The 15,239-nt window shown below is 45.2% G+C and carries 16 protein-coding genes and 1 riboswitch; of the genes, 13 read left to right on the forward strand and 3 right to left on the reverse strand.

Translation table 11 applies throughout. The features are described from left to right. Positions 1 to 38: 38 nt before the first annotated feature. Positions 39 to 2,120 (reverse strand): molybdopterin oxidoreductase family protein, encoded by a 2,082-nt coding sequence (locus D4N35_RS05535; protein ID WP_120071253.1) that lies wholly within the window; start codon positions 2,118 to 2,120, stop codon positions 39 to 41. A gap of 886 nt (positions 2,121 to 3,006) precedes the next feature. Between D4N35_RS05535 and D4N35_RS05540 the strand changes: the two genes are divergently transcribed. The 12 genes from D4N35_RS05540 to D4N35_RS05595 all read left to right on the forward strand — a co-directional run bounded on the left by D4N35_RS05540 (position 3,007) and on the right by D4N35_RS05595 (position 11,539). Beyond that, positions 3,007 to 3,393 carry a DUF4870 domain-containing protein gene (locus tag D4N35_RS05540; RefSeq protein ID WP_235870298.1) on the forward strand — a complete coding sequence of 129 codons (387 nt, stop codon included), beginning with the start codon at positions 3,007 to 3,009 and terminating at the stop codon, positions 3,391 to 3,393. Positions 3,394 to 3,501: 108 nt separating this feature from the next. Continuing rightward, positions 3,502 to 3,620, forward strand: a riboswitch (SAM riboswitch). Between the two features lie 353 nt (positions 3,621 to 3,973). Further along, the gene (locus D4N35_RS05545) at positions 3,974 to 4,123 is read left to right on the forward strand and encodes a YezD family protein (protein WP_120071255.1); all 150 of its coding nucleotides are present in this window, start codon (positions 3,974 to 3,976) and stop codon (positions 4,121 to 4,123) included. A 183-nt stretch (positions 4,124 to 4,306) separates the two neighbouring features. After that, complete coding sequence (gene msrA, locus D4N35_RS05550) at positions 4,307 to 4,846, forward strand: peptide-methionine (S)-S-oxide reductase MsrA (RefSeq protein ID WP_164876295.1); 540 nt, start codon at positions 4,307 to 4,309, stop codon at positions 4,844 to 4,846. 17 nt (positions 4,847 to 4,863) lie between these two features. Next, positions 4,864 to 5,694: a MetQ/NlpA family ABC transporter substrate-binding protein gene (locus tag D4N35_RS05555; RefSeq protein ID WP_120071257.1), complete on the forward strand. Its 831-nt coding sequence runs from the start codon at positions 4,864 to 4,866 to the stop codon at positions 5,692 to 5,694. Beyond that, on the forward strand, positions 5,695 to 6,696 hold the full coding sequence (locus tag D4N35_RS05560; RefSeq protein ID WP_120071259.1) for a methionine ABC transporter ATP-binding protein: 1,002 nt from the start codon (positions 5,695 to 5,697) through the stop codon (positions 6,694 to 6,696). A 1-nt stretch (position 6,697) separates the two neighbouring features. Continuing rightward, positions 6,698 to 7,339, forward strand: coding sequence for a methionine ABC transporter permease (locus tag D4N35_RS05565; RefSeq protein WP_120071412.1), 642 nt, complete (start codon positions 6,698 to 6,700; stop codon positions 7,337 to 7,339). A gap of 26 nt (positions 7,340 to 7,365) precedes the next feature. Further along, positions 7,366 to 8,391 carry a CoA transferase subunit A gene (locus D4N35_RS05570; RefSeq protein WP_120071262.1) on the forward strand — a complete coding sequence of 342 codons (1,026 nt, stop codon included), beginning with the start codon at positions 7,366 to 7,368 and terminating at the stop codon, positions 8,389 to 8,391. A gap of 3 nt (positions 8,392 to 8,394) precedes the next feature. After that, positions 8,395 to 9,153: a CoA-transferase subunit beta gene (locus tag D4N35_RS05575; RefSeq protein WP_120071264.1), complete on the forward strand. Its 759-nt coding sequence runs from the start codon at positions 8,395 to 8,397 to the stop codon at positions 9,151 to 9,153. An 18-nt stretch (positions 9,154 to 9,171) separates the two neighbouring features. Continuing rightward, positions 9,172 to 9,972, forward strand: coding sequence for a CoA transferase subunit A (locus D4N35_RS05580; RefSeq protein ID WP_164876296.1), 801 nt, complete (start codon positions 9,172 to 9,174; stop codon positions 9,970 to 9,972). Then, complete coding sequence (locus D4N35_RS05585) at positions 9,950 to 10,681, forward strand: CoA-transferase subunit beta (RefSeq protein WP_120071268.1); 732 nt, start codon at positions 9,950 to 9,952, stop codon at positions 10,679 to 10,681. The genes D4N35_RS05580 and D4N35_RS05585 overlap by 23 nt, the downstream gene beginning before the upstream one ends. A gap of 19 nt (positions 10,682 to 10,700) precedes the next feature. After that, the gene (locus tag D4N35_RS05590; RefSeq protein ID WP_120071270.1) at positions 10,701 to 11,153 is read left to right on the forward strand and encodes an OsmC family protein; all 453 of its coding nucleotides are present in this window, start codon (positions 10,701 to 10,703) and stop codon (positions 11,151 to 11,153) included. Positions 11,154 to 11,326: 173 nt separating this feature from the next. After that, positions 11,327 to 11,539 carry a YjzC family protein gene (locus D4N35_RS05595; RefSeq protein ID WP_120071272.1) on the forward strand — a complete coding sequence of 71 codons (213 nt, stop codon included), beginning with the start codon at positions 11,327 to 11,329 and terminating at the stop codon, positions 11,537 to 11,539. A 172-nt stretch (positions 11,540 to 11,711) separates the two neighbouring features. Here the strand turns inward: D4N35_RS05595 and D4N35_RS05600 are convergent, their stop codons facing one another. Beyond that, positions 11,712 to 13,103: an NAD-dependent succinate-semialdehyde dehydrogenase gene (locus D4N35_RS05600; RefSeq protein WP_120071274.1), complete on the reverse strand. Its 1,392-nt coding sequence runs from the start codon at positions 13,101 to 13,103 to the stop codon at positions 11,712 to 11,714. A 249-nt stretch (positions 13,104 to 13,352) separates the two neighbouring features. Here D4N35_RS05600 and D4N35_RS05605 point away from each other — a divergent pair, with 249 nt between their 5' ends. Next, positions 13,353 to 14,039, forward strand: coding sequence for a M23 family metallopeptidase (locus D4N35_RS05605; RefSeq protein WP_164876297.1), 687 nt, complete (start codon positions 13,353 to 13,355; stop codon positions 14,037 to 14,039). 181 nt (positions 14,040 to 14,220) lie between these two features. Here the strand turns inward: D4N35_RS05605 and D4N35_RS05610 are convergent, their stop codons facing one another. Next, complete coding sequence (locus D4N35_RS05610) at positions 14,221 to 15,180, reverse strand: LysR family transcriptional regulator (RefSeq protein ID WP_120071278.1); 960 nt, start codon at positions 15,178 to 15,180, stop codon at positions 14,221 to 14,223. Between the last annotated feature and the right edge of the window lie 59 nt (positions 15,181 to 15,239).

Consider the following 15,239-nt stretch of genomic DNA (forward strand, 5'->3'; position numbering starts at 1 on the left):
GAGACCCATGAGGTTACATAAGTCTCCGCTTAACCATTTTATTTGACTGCAGCAGCTTCCTTCCCAGTTTCCGCAGAGCTTTTATTTGCCAGCTCCACATTTACCCTTCCTGAGAAAAATACTGCTCCGCCTCCCATGTCAGCTACCCTGTCAGGGGTAAGGGAATTGACGAGGTGCTTGTTTCCAAATTGATCGGACCAAAGCCCTTGGCTGACAACAACACCCGGCAGGACATGCTCGCCGACAGAAGCGGCCATTTCACATTCGCCCCGGCCGTTCCATATGCGGACGGACGAGCCGTTTTCGATTCCGAGTTTTTCAGCATCCAATCGGTTCATGAACAATTGGGGAGCCTTTTCGAGCTTTGCATGCTTTTCATTATTTGAAAATGTCGAGTTCAAAAAGTTATGGTTCGGCCCAGGGACAAACAGAAATGGGCAATCGTTATCTTCCACAAGCGATATATGCGTTGGAAGAGCAGGGTATCCGGCCAGTTCCATTTGCTTCGAATATAATTCGATTTTCCCGCTTGGTGTGTTTAAATTTTTCCAGTAGCCGTCTTTATTCTTTGCCTTAACAAATCGCTCTTTCTTCAATTGGTCAAGATCGGTATCAGGGAAGTATGGATTTGCCACATCACTTATAGCCTGCTCGATCAGTTCTTCATCGCTATCCTTAAGTTCAGGATCCTCAAAACCCATTGCCTCCGCAAGCAGCCTGAAAACATCGGAATTTGACTTGCTTTCCCCATAGGGAGGAATGACCGGCTCCTGTAAGTGGAGATACTGATGCCAATAAGATGTATAAAAATCAGTATTTTCATAGGATGAAGTTGCCGGCAATACAATATCCGCATATTTTGCGGTTTCTGTCAGAAACAGGTCGTGTACAACTGTAAAAAGATCTTCCCGTTCCAGGCCTTTGCGAACTTTTCCGGCACTTGGAGCAACGACGGCAGGGTTGCTGCAATATACGAAGAGCGAACGGATTGGCTGCTCCGATTCGTGCAGGGCATCAGCCAATTGAATCATATTGATGGTCCGAGCCTGTTTTTTTCGAAGTTCAGGCCGCTGCAGCGCCCTTGTGTTAAAAGCCAAATATCCGCTGTTTGATTTGACGGCACCGCCGCCTTTCAGCGGCCATTGCCCTGTAAGGGCAGGGAGGCAGGAAATGGTACGGACAATCATTCCGCCGTTGTCATGATGCTGCAGCCCGTTCCCAATCCGGATCATGGAAGGGGAAATTTCGCCATACATGCGTGCGAGTTTATAAATATCATCAACGGGTACTCCCGTAATCTCCGACACTGTTTTTGGGTCATAAGATTTCACATGATTTTCAAGCTCCTCATAACCGACTGTATATTCCTTTAAAAATTCACGGTCCACCAGGTTTTCTTCAAATAAAATATGCATAATTCCGAGTGCAAGAGCGCTGTCTGTTCCCGGAAGGATCGGAATGAACCAATCCGCCATGCGCCCGGTCTGATTTTTATGAACATCAATGACAACGAGCTTTGCTCCTGTTTTCCGAGCTTTTTGGGCAATCATTACCTGGTGCATGTTTGTGCTGGCGGCATTGATTCCCCAGAAAATGAAAAGCTTTGTTTCCGTCATATCCTCAGGGTCAGTACCAAAGCCGCCGCCCATTGTGTAGTTGTAACCGACGCTTCCTGCCGAAGAGCAGATCGTCTGCTCAAGCTGGCTGGCGCCGAGGCGGTTGAAGAAACGCCTGTCCATACCTTCTGATTGGATCCTGCCCATGTTCCCATAAAAGCTGTATGGAAGAATGGATTCTGCCCCTTCTGCGGAAATCAATTGTTTCCAGCGGCCTGCAATCGTTTCAATCGCTTCGTCCCAGCTGATTGGTTCGAATTTGCCATCTCCTTTGGGGCCCACTCGTTTTAACGGTGTCTTCAAACGGCTTGAATCATACAGGCGTTCAGTCATATTCCGAACCTTGTTGCAAATGCTCCCTTTTGTCACAGGGTGATCCGGATCTCCGTCGATTTTTACAATTTTTCCGTCCTTTTTATGGACAAGCAGTCCGCACTGATCGGGACAGTCCAAAGAACATACGGAAGGGACCACACCGTCTTTTATATTGATCCATGACTCCATTTTCCAGCAACCCCTTGCAATAAAAATAATTTCATAGATTATAACATAATCAATCGTTCTCCGTCTTTGTTTAAAGGAAAGGAAGCATAAGTTTTTTCAAAGATATTCGTATAAAATTATTGTGCTTTGTTCAGCTCCAGCGCCCAGCGACTCCAAACTTCGCACTCCTTTCCTCGAAAAAGCTTCGCTTTTTCTGCATGGATATTTATTCGAGGAAGAGGGCTCAGAGCACTACGATAAGTCAACATCGGCTCCGCCGCACAGGATGTGCTAGTGCAGGCGAAGCGACAGGAGGTCGCGACCTGAGCCTGCCTTCGTCGCCGTGTTGTCCGGCTGCGAGTGCCATCGGTGCAAGGATTAAGCCAATCGCTGCTGAAGGCAAACTACGCCTTCTTCAGCGCTTGTCTAGCTTTGCGCCGATAAGCAGGCACTCTCGCACTTCCTTATCCTTTATCTCATTGCGGAGTGCTCCAGTGTCTAGCTTCAGACGGCAGGGGCTCGAGGTCGCTTCGGTCAATCCAATGAAGTCAAAGAACGACTTCATTGGATTGCCCTCCGACGGACAGGATGTCCTAGTGCCACCGACGCCACAGGATGTGGCGTTTGTCGGCGGCCAGCGCTTGTCGCCCCTAAACAGCCGTCTTCCGCATTTCTGTTTGTACGTCGCTAAACGGGCGCTTGCACTTTTCTTAAAGGAAAATTATTGAGACAATTGCCCCTTTTTATGAAAGCTTTCGTTTTGATTCTCATTTCAATGGTTTTGTCAGCCACCTGCCATTTTTTGCAAAAGGGGAAGCAATTAGAAATTCAGGTCTGACTTTTCTTAGTTTTCGATCGTCCGATTTGTTATACTCAAAGCAAATGAAGCTAGAAAGGAGGAAGGAATTTGGACGATAAACATGAAATCGAATCCAGTGGAAACGAAGTGCCGCCAAAATCATCCACTGGCCTGGATGAGAATATTGCGGGGCTGCTATGCTACCTTGGAACGTTTGTCACAGGCATCATTTTCTTTGTATTGGAAAAGAAAAGTACTTTTGTAAAATTCCATGCAATGCAGTCAATTGTCCTTTTTGTCTCGCTGTGGATTCTTGGTTTGGGAGTCGGCTATGTTCCGTTTGTCGGCTGGCTATTGAAGTCGCTTATTTCTTTGACAACATTCATCTTGTGGATTGTGCTAATGGTCAAAGCTTATCAGCGGGAACGGATAAAGCTTCCGGTTGTGGGGGATATTGCCGAGAATCTGATGGGAAACTTTGATGATCATCCCTGATGGATACATGACCAATGTCCTGATTTGAGAAATCGCCAAAATACGGTTGACAATTCATTCCATTCCGAATAGAATAGGTTTTACATTTACAAATTCATATTTTCATAACTCTTATGCAGAGAGGTGGAGGGACTGGCCCAGTGAAGCCTCGGCAACCATTGAATATTTTTTCATATTCAAACGGTGCCAATTCCAGCAGATTTTTTTACAAATCTGATATATAAGAGGCAAAGCTTGATTTATATTCTTAAAAAGCGGAGACCTCTTATTGTTAAGGGGTCTTTTTCTTTTGTCTGGCTCCAGCGCCTATCGACTAGCAGACTTCGCGCCTGGTGTGCTCCTGCGGCGTAGCTTATTCGAGGATGTTTGGCGAACATCATAGCAAAGCTGCACGACGCCAACTCGAGGAAGCATCACACGAGGCCATTTCAAGTAGTAGCTTTCCTACGATAAGTCAACATCGGCTCCTTCGTCGCCGTGTTTCCTTTATCTCGTCGGAGGCACTCCAGTCTGTACGCCGATGAACAGGCGCTTCCGCTTTTCTTGTATATCGGAACTACTTTCAAAGGAGATGAGGGGAATGAGTGTTAAAGAAAAAGTGGACGATGAAAAGCTGAAAGTGATTGTGGAAGCACTAAGCAATTTGCGTTTCGGTGAATTGCAGATCACAGTGCATGAAGGGAAGATCGTTCAGATCAACCGGATTGAAAAACAGCGGTTTCCGGCATGATACATAAGGAAAGTCAACACGGTCCTTTAGCGCTGGATGCCATACGTCACTTAAAAAAACTTTATATACGGAAGCTGACCGGACAACCGGAGGCCTCTTGATTTCAACGCAACTTTGCTTGTTTGTTCAGGCATTTATGCGTTGATCAAGGGGCCTTTTTTATTGAAAAAAGGAGAAATGAACATGTCAAAACTTGAATGGGCAACATTTGCGGGAGGATGCTTCTGGTGCATGATCGAACCATTTGACTCACAGCCTGGAATTGAGCAAGTCATTTCCGGCTATACCGGCGGGAAGAGTGTGAACCCGACGTACGAAGAGGTTTGCACCGGAACAACCGGCCACGTGGAAGCAGTACAAATTTCGTTTGATTCCCGATTATTTCCATATGAAAAGTTATTAAATTTATATTGGCAGCAGATTGATCCTACAGATGCCGGAGGCCAATTCAGAAGCAGGGGACCTTCCTATCAAACTGCCATTTTTTATCATACGGAAAAGCAAAGGCACCTTGCAGAAGAATCAAAAAGAAGGTTGGAAGCAAGCGGGAAATTCAATCGTCCGATTGTCACTCAGATCCTGCCCGCTGCTGCATTCTTCCCGGCGGAAGAGGAGCATCAGAATTATTACAAGAAAAATCCGGATGCTTATGCAGCCTTTAAAGAAGAATCGGGGAGAGCACCTTTCATCCGAAAATATTGGAAAGAAAAAACACATCGTTAAAAAAGGAGAATGGAGACATGAAGAAAACATTGCTTTATATCACTTTAATTCTTAGCTTATTCGTTTTAGGGGCTTGCGGAGGCACTTCGTCGGCAAGTGGGGAAAAGAAAGAAATTACAATTGGGGCAACAGCGGGACCATACAGTGACCAGTTAAAAGAAGGGGTCATTCCGATTCTTGAAAAAGAGGGCTACAAAGTGAAAATCGTCGAGTTCAACGATTACATTCAGCCAAACATTGCTCTAAACGAAGGCGAAATTGATGCTAACCTGTTCCAAAACAGAAATTACCTGAAGCAGTTCAATAAAGACCACGATATGGACTTAGTGGCTCCATATGCAGTGCCAACTGCACCAATTGGTCTTTATTCTGAAAAGCATACATCCCTGGATGATATCAAAGAAGGTACGACAATTGCTACGCCGAATGATCCGACCAACCTGGCAAGATCGCTTAACATGCTTGAGGATTTTGGGCTGATTAAAATAAATGAAGATGCCGAGCCAACAACGGTCTCAGAGAAAGATATTATCGATAATAAGCTTAATTTAAAAATCAAACCGGTTGATCCGGCACAAACGCCGCGTTCATTGGGAGATACCGACTTTGCTTTCATTAACGGAAACTATGCACTGGCTTCGGGGTTGAAATTGGATGAAGCTGTAGAAATTGAAAAAACACCTGAGAGCTATTTAATTTATGTGACTTTGAGAAAAGAAGATGTAGATAAACCATTCGCAAAAGCCTTGGAAAAGGCCTATAGGTCCGACGAATTTTTGGACTACACGAACAAGAATGCTAAAGGGTATGTGAAACCTCCATATCAATTGGAGAAGGAGGGCAAATAAATGATCGACATTCAGCATGTCACAAAGCGATACAAAGATGTGACAGCGGTGGATGATGTGAACTTCACCATCCGCCAAGGAGAGATTTTCGGCATTATCGGCTACAGCGGCGCAGGTAAAAGTACGTTGCTCCGATGCTTGAATTTGCTGGAAAGGCCGACAGAAGGGAAGATCCTCATTGATGGAAAAGATTTAACTTCTCTTTCGGACAAAGAAGTGCGTAAAGAGCGCCAAAAAATAGGAATGATTTTTCAACATTTTCATTTAGTCAGTTCCAAGACGGTTTTTGATAATGTGGCCTTTTCTTTAAAAGCAGCCGGAAAAACGAAAGAGGAAATTCAAAAACGGGTGCCGGAGCTTTTAGAAATGGTCGGGCTTTCTGATCGGAGCAGGCACTATCCAGCCCAGCTTTCCGGAGGACAGAAACAGCGGGTCGGCATCGCCAGGGCACTTGCCAACGACCCGAAGGTCCTCCTATGTGATGAAGCGACATCGGCTCTGGATCCGACGACAACAAAGTCAATTTTACAGCTGTTGAAAAAAATCAATGAGAACCTTGGAATTACCGTTGTGCTGATCACCCATGAAATGGAAGTTGTACAGGACGTTTGCCACCGGGTGGCTGTCATGGAAAATGGAAAAGTTGTTGAGCTTGGCGAAGTGTATGACATTTTTGCTGCTCCCAAAACCGCATTGGCCAAACAATTTGTCCGAACCGTCCATTCGCTGGAGCTGCCTGAAAGACTATTGGCGGGAAGGAAAGGCCCAATTGTACAAATCACTTTCCAGGGAGAATCTGCCGAGGAAGCAGTCATCTCCGAGACATTGAAACAATTCAACGTGAGTGCCAATATCCTTCATGGACAAATTTCCTATATCCAGGACCGTCCCCTTGGAACGCTGATCATTGAAATGATCGGCTCTAATGCAGACGTCCAGCAGTCGATTGACTACATTACGAAACGGACTAACCAATTGGAGGTGCTTGCCGGTGTTGCCTGAGATGATAAATGAATTTGGAAAAGCGTTCGTGGAAACGTCCTGGATGATGGGGATTGCCGTCGCCTTTGCGGTGGTCATCGGAGTCCCTTTAGGGATAGCCCTCTTTGTCACAAGCGAAGGGATGTTTTGGCAAAACCGCTTCATGCAAAATGTGGCAGGAACCATTATTAATATCATCCGTTCCATTCCCTTCATTATATTGCTTGTTGTCCTTATACCATTGACTAAACTGATTCTTGGAACAACGATGGGGCCGGCTGCAGCCAGTGTTTCGCTTACTGTAGCTGCCATCCCTTTTTATGCAAGGCTGGTTGAAACATCCTTAAGGGAAATCGACAAAGGCGTAATCGAAGCGGCCGAATCATGCGGCGCTTCACCATGGTTGGTCATAAAAGATGTTCTTTTGCCAGAGGCAAGATCCGGAATGATTGCAGGGCTCACTGTTACTGTGATCAGTCTATTAAGCTACTCGGCCATGGCCGGAATCGTTGGAGGCGGAGGAATAGGAGACTTGGCCATCCGATTCGGATATTACCGTTTCCAAAATGATGTCATGATCGCTACGGTTATCATTTTGGTCATACTTGTCCAGTTGATCCAATTTGCCGGAGACCGTGCGGCCAGGGCCGTGGATAAAAGATAAGAAGAACTGTTGAGGAGGAAAATGAAATGTCTCAAACGATTATAAAAGAAGAGGTATCTTCCAAGCTTTACGGATGGGAACACCCGGACAAAATCAGGGAATTTCGAGGAGAAAATAAATCCTTTGCTAAAAAAGATAAACGAACCACGTTAAAAGAAGCGGTATCCCGTGGTGTCAAAGAAGGCGACTATATTGTCTTTGGCGGTATGGGTTCTGTACGGAACCCGATTGCTGCTGTTCATGAAATCATCCGCCAAAAAACAGGAAATCTCACAATTGGAACAAAAGGTTCCCAGCACGACTGGCAGTTGCTTGCGGCCGCCGGGAACATCACAAAGGCGGAAGTCTCTTATGGTTTTGCAGATGAAGTTCGCGGATTGTCACTCCCCACAAGAAGGGCGGTCGAATCCGGTCGTCTGAAAGTTTTATCTGAAACAACCAATGCAGGATTCCAATGGCGTTTTACTGCGGCGATGAAGGGTCTTTCTTTTTACCCGACAAGGTCTTCCCTTGGAACGGATACGCTGCATTACAGCGGATCCAAAACAATCATCGATCCGTTTACAAATGAACCGGTTGAGCTGTTGCCTGCCTGTTATCCGGATGTAGCCATCATTCATGTTCATCGGGCAGACAAATACGGCAACTGCCAGATCGACGGGAATATCGCCGAAGATGTCGAGCTGGCCCATGCAGCAAAATTTGTGTTGATCACCGCCGAAGAAATTGTCCATGATGAGGTGTTCACAAGCCGTCCGGACCTGACAAAGATTCCTTATTTTGTTGTCGATGCAGTTGTAGAAGTGCCGTACGGTTCTCATCCAAATCAAGTACCCACCCTGTATTCCTTTGATGAGGATCATTGGCAAATTTGGCTGGATGCCTCTGTCAGCGAAGATAGTGTGAAGGAGTACCTGCGGGAGTATGTGTACGGAAGCAAAGACCATTATCACTACCTTGAAAAAATCGGCGGCGTCCGTGTCCTGAAGCAATTGGAAAAAATAGAAAATAAATTGGCGCCATATCCAAAAGTGGCCAGAAGGAGAGGGTAAAACATGGCAAACGATACGGAAAAAATGATTATTACTGCTTCACGGCTGTTGCCCCAAGATACTGCTGTTTACGTTGGAACAGGAATGCCGCTGCTCGCTTCTGTGCTTGCATTGAACACACATGCACCGGACTTGCTGCTTGTCTATGAAGGCGGCGGTGTTGGCGGGAAGCCGACAGGGCGGCTTCCTATTCAGGTCAGTGAATCGTTGACCTATGAAAACGGCGTAACGGTGGGCTCCATGGATTATGTCATGAGTTTGGCACAGGCGGGATGGATCCAGTATGGCTTCCTTGGCGGCGCCCAAATTGATCAATATGGAAACCTGAATACGACTGTCATCGGGGATTGGGAGAAACCGAAGGTGAGACTTCCCGGATCCGGCGGAGGAGCGGATATCGCTTCTTTATGTGAACGGACAATCATCATTATGGGACAGGATAAAAGGAAATTCGTTGAGAGGCTCGACTTTTTAACAAGTCCTGGATATTTCGATGGGCCGGAAGGACGGGCGAAAGCAGGACTCCCTGCTAATACGGGGCCTTATCGTGTCATTACTCAGATCGGAGTATACGGATTTGATGAAGAAACACGGAAAATGACGTTGCTTCATCTGTTTGAAGGGTACACATTGGAAGATGTTCAAGCAAACAGCAGCTTCCCAATCGCGGTTTCCGAGGATTGGTCCTATATTGAGCCGCCTTCTGCGGAAGAGTTGGAAACCTTGCGTTCACTTGATCCGGATGGTGTGGTTATAGCGTAAAAAAGGAGGAGACGACTGTTGTCAAAACAAATTAATTTGCGGGAAGCCGCTTCCAACGTTTCAGATGGAGCCTTGCTGGCACTTGGAGGAAATGCGCTTCACCGCTCCCCCATCGCTTTTGTACATGAGCTGATTCGCCAAGGGAAGAAGAATTTGTCCGTCATTAAGACTGCTGGTGCATTAGACGTCGATCTGTTGGCGGCCGCCAACTCTCTTGATTCTGTATACGGCGGCTATATCGGCTTTGAAATGTTTGGTTTGGCCCAAAATTACCGAAAAGGGGTACAGAAACAAGAGATTGTTGCCCATGAACATGCATGTGCCAGTGTCATTGCCGGCTTGCGGGCAAGCATTTACGGAGTTCCCTTTCAGCCGATCAACGGATTCCAGGGCAGTGAGCTGCCTGAACTGACTGGACAGGTAAAATATGTGGACTGCCCTTTTACAGGGAAAAGGACAGCTGTCGTTCCCGCACTTCGTCCAGATTACACCGTCATCCATGTAAACATTGCCGATGAGAAGGGAAATGCCTACATTGAGGGTGCGGTATTTGAGGATCTGATCATGGCAAGGGCAGCGGAAAAAGTCATTGTGACCGCTGAAAAAGTGATCTCATCCGAGAGCTGGGCCGTCAGGCCTCAAGTACCGGGTTTTCTGGTGGAAAGTGTGGTTTTGGCTGAACAAGGTGCATCTCCGGGAAGCTGTGCACCGTTCTACTCTATCGATAAAAAGGCGTTATTGGATTATTTGAAAAACCCGGAAGAATATTTAGAGGAAGTAAGGGAGGCTGGGGTACATGTCCAACACACAAGCGGCTGATTATATTACGGTGGCAATGGCCCGCCTCATTCAGGACGGCGAGCGGGTTTTTCACGGGGTTGCCTCCCCGATGCCTGCCGCCGCTATTCAATTGGCAAAAAAGCTTCATGCAAAAAATGCCGTCTATTTAAGCATACCGGGTGGTGTAGATGCGGAGCCAACTTCATTTTCCGGCTATTCCAGCGCTGATCCAGCTTTAAGAGAAGGTTCGATCTCTGATTTTCCACTATCAGATATCTTTGACTTATCTGCCCGTGGAGCTCTTGATGTAGCATTTTTAAGCGGAGCCCAGATTGACGGATACGGGAGACTGAACTTAAGTGCGATCGGATCTTACGACAAACCGAAGGTTCGCTTGCCGGGCGGTGCTGGAAGTGCAGCATTGCTCCCTACTGTTAAAAGAGGGATTTTATGGAAGACGAGTCATGACAGGCGTAGTCTTGTAGACAAGCTTGATATCATTACAGCTGCTGGGAATACGGAATTTGTTATCACCCCGCTTGGTATTTTTAAGAGGGGGGAGAATGATGGGCACTTGCGTCTTTATGCAGTGTTTCCAAATAGCTCGGTAGAGGAGATTATAGATAATACGGGATTTGAAGTAGAAAAACACGAAGAGTATACCGAATTCCCGCCTATTACGGATCAGGAATTTGAGTTATTGAAAATGATTGATCGAGATGAAACCAGGTACAGTGAATTCCAATAATAAAATGGAGTGATTAGTAATGACAACAGCTCAACTAATTAAAGTAGCTACAGAAGGAAAATGGGAAAAGGGATTGCAGACTTCTATAAATATCAGGGAATTTGAACCGATTATTGTAGATGAACCCAAATCACTTGGCGGGACAGACAAAGGCCCGAATCCGGTTGAATTGGTTCTGGCTGGTCTGTCAAGCTGTGCATCCGTTATGATCGCATTGATAGCCAAGGAACAAGATTTTTCCTACACGGATGTGAAGTTTAAAAATGAAGGCACGCTTGATTTAAGGGGCCTTCAGGGAGTGGAAGGCGTGTCACCGCATTTCCAATCAGTCACATTCGATGTAATTTTCGCTACGGAGGAAAGCAAAGAAAGAATCGATGCGCTGAAAGAAGAAGTGGAAAGAAGATGCCCTGTTCTCAACCTTTTGGCAGATGCCGGAATCAAAGTCGAGGGTAACTGGGTGAAAGCATAATTTTACTATCCAATGGATGGGCAAGAAGGTCCTTTATTTTTTGGAAAGCCGGGTTGTATGCGGGTTGCCTGTGAAAAACATTAGTTTTTTTTGCTGTAATGTCCCACACAGCGTGTTTTTTTGTTATAATGATTTTTGTGTATTTGTAATTTACTTAAGGAGAGATATTTCATATGAGCAATTTTGTTAAATCAGGCGAAGCAGCTCCAGTTGCAGGCACTTATGTTGAAGCGGGGCACGGCGGCGGCAAAGTGAAAGGCGGCCAGCGCGTTCAGGTTGAACAAGGTGAAGCATTGCCAGAGCTTAAACCTTATACTGTGACAATCACTCATAAAGGTGAAGAAAAAACAAGAGAACGCCAGCACGTATGGTTGTTGGAAAAGTAATAATGTAAAAGGCGCTTGGAATTCAATGAATTCTGGGGGCCTTTTATTTTTTATCGGGAGTGCCGGAACGGCACTCCCGATAAAATACCCGCGGATAGCGAAAAATACCCGCGGATAAAGAAAAAAATCCGGCTGACCGCAAAAAAGGGTCAGCCGGATTTTTTCTTCCTTCTTACAGCCCACCGATAGAAACATATTTTGTTTCCAAGTATGGCTCGATACCTTCGATACCGCCTTCGCGTCCTAGTCCGCTCTCTTTCATACCGCCAAATGGCACGTGAGCTGCAGATGGTGCACCGTCGTTCCAGCCGACAATACCGAAGTTAAGGTTTTCGTGAAGGTATGTTCCGGTTTTAATGTCATTTGTGAAGAAGTAAGCCGCAAGTCCGTATGGAGTGTTGTTTGCAATTTCAACTGCTTCTTCCAAAGTTTTGAATGTAACGATTGGAGCTACAGGTCCGAATGTTTCTTCCTGCATGATGTCCATGTCGTGTGTCACGTTTTTAAGGACAGTTGGATAAACGAAGTAAGAACCTTTTTCTTCATCTACATCAAACTGGTTTCCAGCAAGTACTTCCGCGCCTTTTTCGATCGCGTCATTGATTTGGAAAGCAATTTTTTCATAGCCTTTTTTGTTGATGACCGGTCCTACATCAGTACCGGCATCCAAGCCGTTTCCAACTTTAAGCTGTTTTGCACGCTCAGCAAATTTTTCGGCGAATTGGTCAGCAATGCTTTCATGAACTAGCAGGCGGTTCGCACATACGCAAGTTTGGCCGGCGTTTCTGAATTTGGTTAACATTGACTGTTCAACAGCAATATCAAGATCTGCATCTTCCGCAACGATCAATGGGGCGTGTCCGCCAAGTTCCATCGTTACGTGTTGTACGTTATTTGCGGAATCTCTGATCAAAGATTTTCCAACTGGAGTGGAACCAGTGAAAGTGATTTTTCTAACATGCTTGCTGCTTGTGAAAAGTTCACCCATCATGCGTCCGCTTCCGTTGACCACTTGAACAGCGTCTTCAGGAATTCCTGCTTCGTGCGCAAGTTCAATCAGGCGGATTGTTGTCAATGGTGTTTCAACTGCAGGCTTTACGATAAAAGTACATCCGGCTGCAAGAGCAGGAGCCGCTTTTCTTGTCATCATTGCTGCAGGGAAATTCCATGGTGTGATCGCAGCGACAAGGCCAATTGGCTGTCTAGTAACCAGAATTCTCTTAGATTCGGTTGATGCAGGAACAGTGCGTCCGTAAATGCGCTTTGCTTCTTCTGCATACCAAAGGACATAGCTTACTGCGTAATCTACTTCACCCAAAGATTCATGGAGTGGCTTTCCATTCTCTTTCGTCATGACCTCCGCGATGCTTTCTTTATGCTCCTTGATTTTATCTGCCCATTTAAAAAGTAATTCAGATCTTTTGTGGGCATTTACTTGAGACCATTTTTTAAAAGCCTCGTGGCCTTTTTCAAGCTTTTTATTTACTTCCTCGGCTGTATCGACCTTCACTTCTTGGATGACTTCGCCTGTAGCCGGGTTTTTTACCTGAAATGTTTCTGCCATGATCAAAACTCCTTTATGTAAAATTATTTCCAATCATTTTGTAACAGGAGGTTCCTGTTGACAAACGATGAAAACGAAAATAGGTAAACCTTATATTATTTTAACACAAACTCTTCAAACTACCACTTACAAAAATATGTACTTTTAAATAATGGTATCCAGATTTGAAATGGGAGCTATATAAAAAGGCAGGGACTTATTTTATAAACCGGTCCAAATACACATTCATGATATGAAGGAGTGATCATAGTGAAAGTTTTTGATGGTTATCGAATTTCGTCCCCTTATGGATGGAGGGTGGATCCCTTTAGGGGCGGAAGGGAATTCCACGCGGGGATTGATTTGGTAAAAGCAGATCAGGCCCCCATTCATGCTTTTATGGAAGGCTCCGTTTTATTTGCCGGTATGGGGCGGGCAGGAACAGGGTTGGGCGGATATGGGAATGTTGTTGTTATCAAAGACAAAAACGGTCGTGCCCATCTTTATGCTCATCTTTCAAGAACTGCGGTAACAAAAGGCGCGATTGTGAAAAAGGGCCAAACCATCGGCTGGCAGGGAGCAACAGGAAGGGTGACAGGGTCGCATTTACATTATGAGATTAGAAAAAAGACGACCCCAAAATACGGCTGGACGGTCAATCAAGGATTATCGACTATGGATCCAACGGCCTATCTGCAATCGTATGTTCTAAAGCCGCGGCCAAAGAAACGGCAAAAACTGATTTTACCTTCGCTATCTTCATCCTGGCGTGTATACCCAACGAATAAAAAGCCGGTCAAAGGAAATGAAACCGGGTTTCTGAATCCAAAAAAATTTGGCGGATTACAGTATGACATCATCGGAAACCCACAGAAAGATGTTTATACCATTCAAACGAAGGATTTCGGCGAGGTCAATATCTATGCGGCGCCGTCTACCGGGGCGAAAATCAAATAACCATGTAAGCTTCGAGAAATGAAAAAGACAAGTATTCATTGTCAAAAAAGTCCCAACCATTGTGACGGCTGGGACTTTTGACGTGAATCAATAGATGAACATCTATCGATTCTATTAAAAATATATATTTAACAATAATTAAATATTATAATAAAATATATACACAGTTTCACAATTATCGCTATTTTTCTACAAGTTGTAAGGGCTTTCCTTGTTCGTGGATATCGGGTAAATCATCTCCACTGCCGAATTTCTTGGTCAGCTCAACAACCTGTTGCAAAAACATGTCTGTCGCTTTACTTCTAAACCGGCCTTTCAATGTGATAAGTTCCAGGCTGGTTGTTAATTCGGGCGAATCAATTTTTCTGAAGACTGGCAGTCCTCCGCAAAAAGGCAGATATTTAAAGGATTCAGGCAAGAACGTGACCCCGACGCCTTTACTAGCTAATATGGCCATAGGCAGTCCCTGGCTTCCCCAGTACTTAACATTGGGAGTAAAACCTGCTTCTTTACATTTTTTGATCACGTAGTCGGACAAGCCGGAACCCGTTGTGGTTGTATTTAACAGGAAGTTTTCATCGGCAAAGTCTTTCAGGGTTAAATGTTCTTTTTGGGCGAGCGGGTGCTCTTTGTGCATGCAGGCTACAACCGGCTCCGTAATGATGGAGTATGTATCAAATATATCCTGCGTAAAGGTTGTTCGTACAATGGCAGCATCGAGCTGATGTGAGACCATTTGTTCACAAATATATTTGGTGTCCCCTTCAATGACACGGATTGAAACATGGGGAGCGGCCTTTTGCAGGTTCTCGACAATGTTGGGAATGATGATCAAATTGGCAGCTGTTGAGCATCCGATTTTAATTTCGCCCCGCAGTCCCTTTTTCGCTTCATTCAGTTCGGTGACCATATCGTTCATCGAAACTAAAATATTTTTAGATCTTTTATATAAAAGTTCTCCGACATCAGTCAGAATCATGGTTTTATTTTCCCTTGTGAAAAGTAAGGCATCAAGCTCCTGTTCAAGCTTTTTGATCATAATGCTTAAGGAAGGCTGGGAAATATTGAGTTTTTTGGCAGCAGCTGTAATCCCGTTCTCCTCAACAACAGCTACAAAATATTTTAGGCGATTGGTATCCATATATGCTGTCTCCCTTCGAAGTTGATCGCCAATTTAATAATATTCAAAAAATATAGAGT

Origin of the sequence: Siminovitchia fortis, from assembly GCF_003605365.2 — a bacterium.
GTDB lineage: Bacteria > Bacillota > Bacilli > Bacillales > Bacillaceae_C > Siminovitchia > Siminovitchia fortis.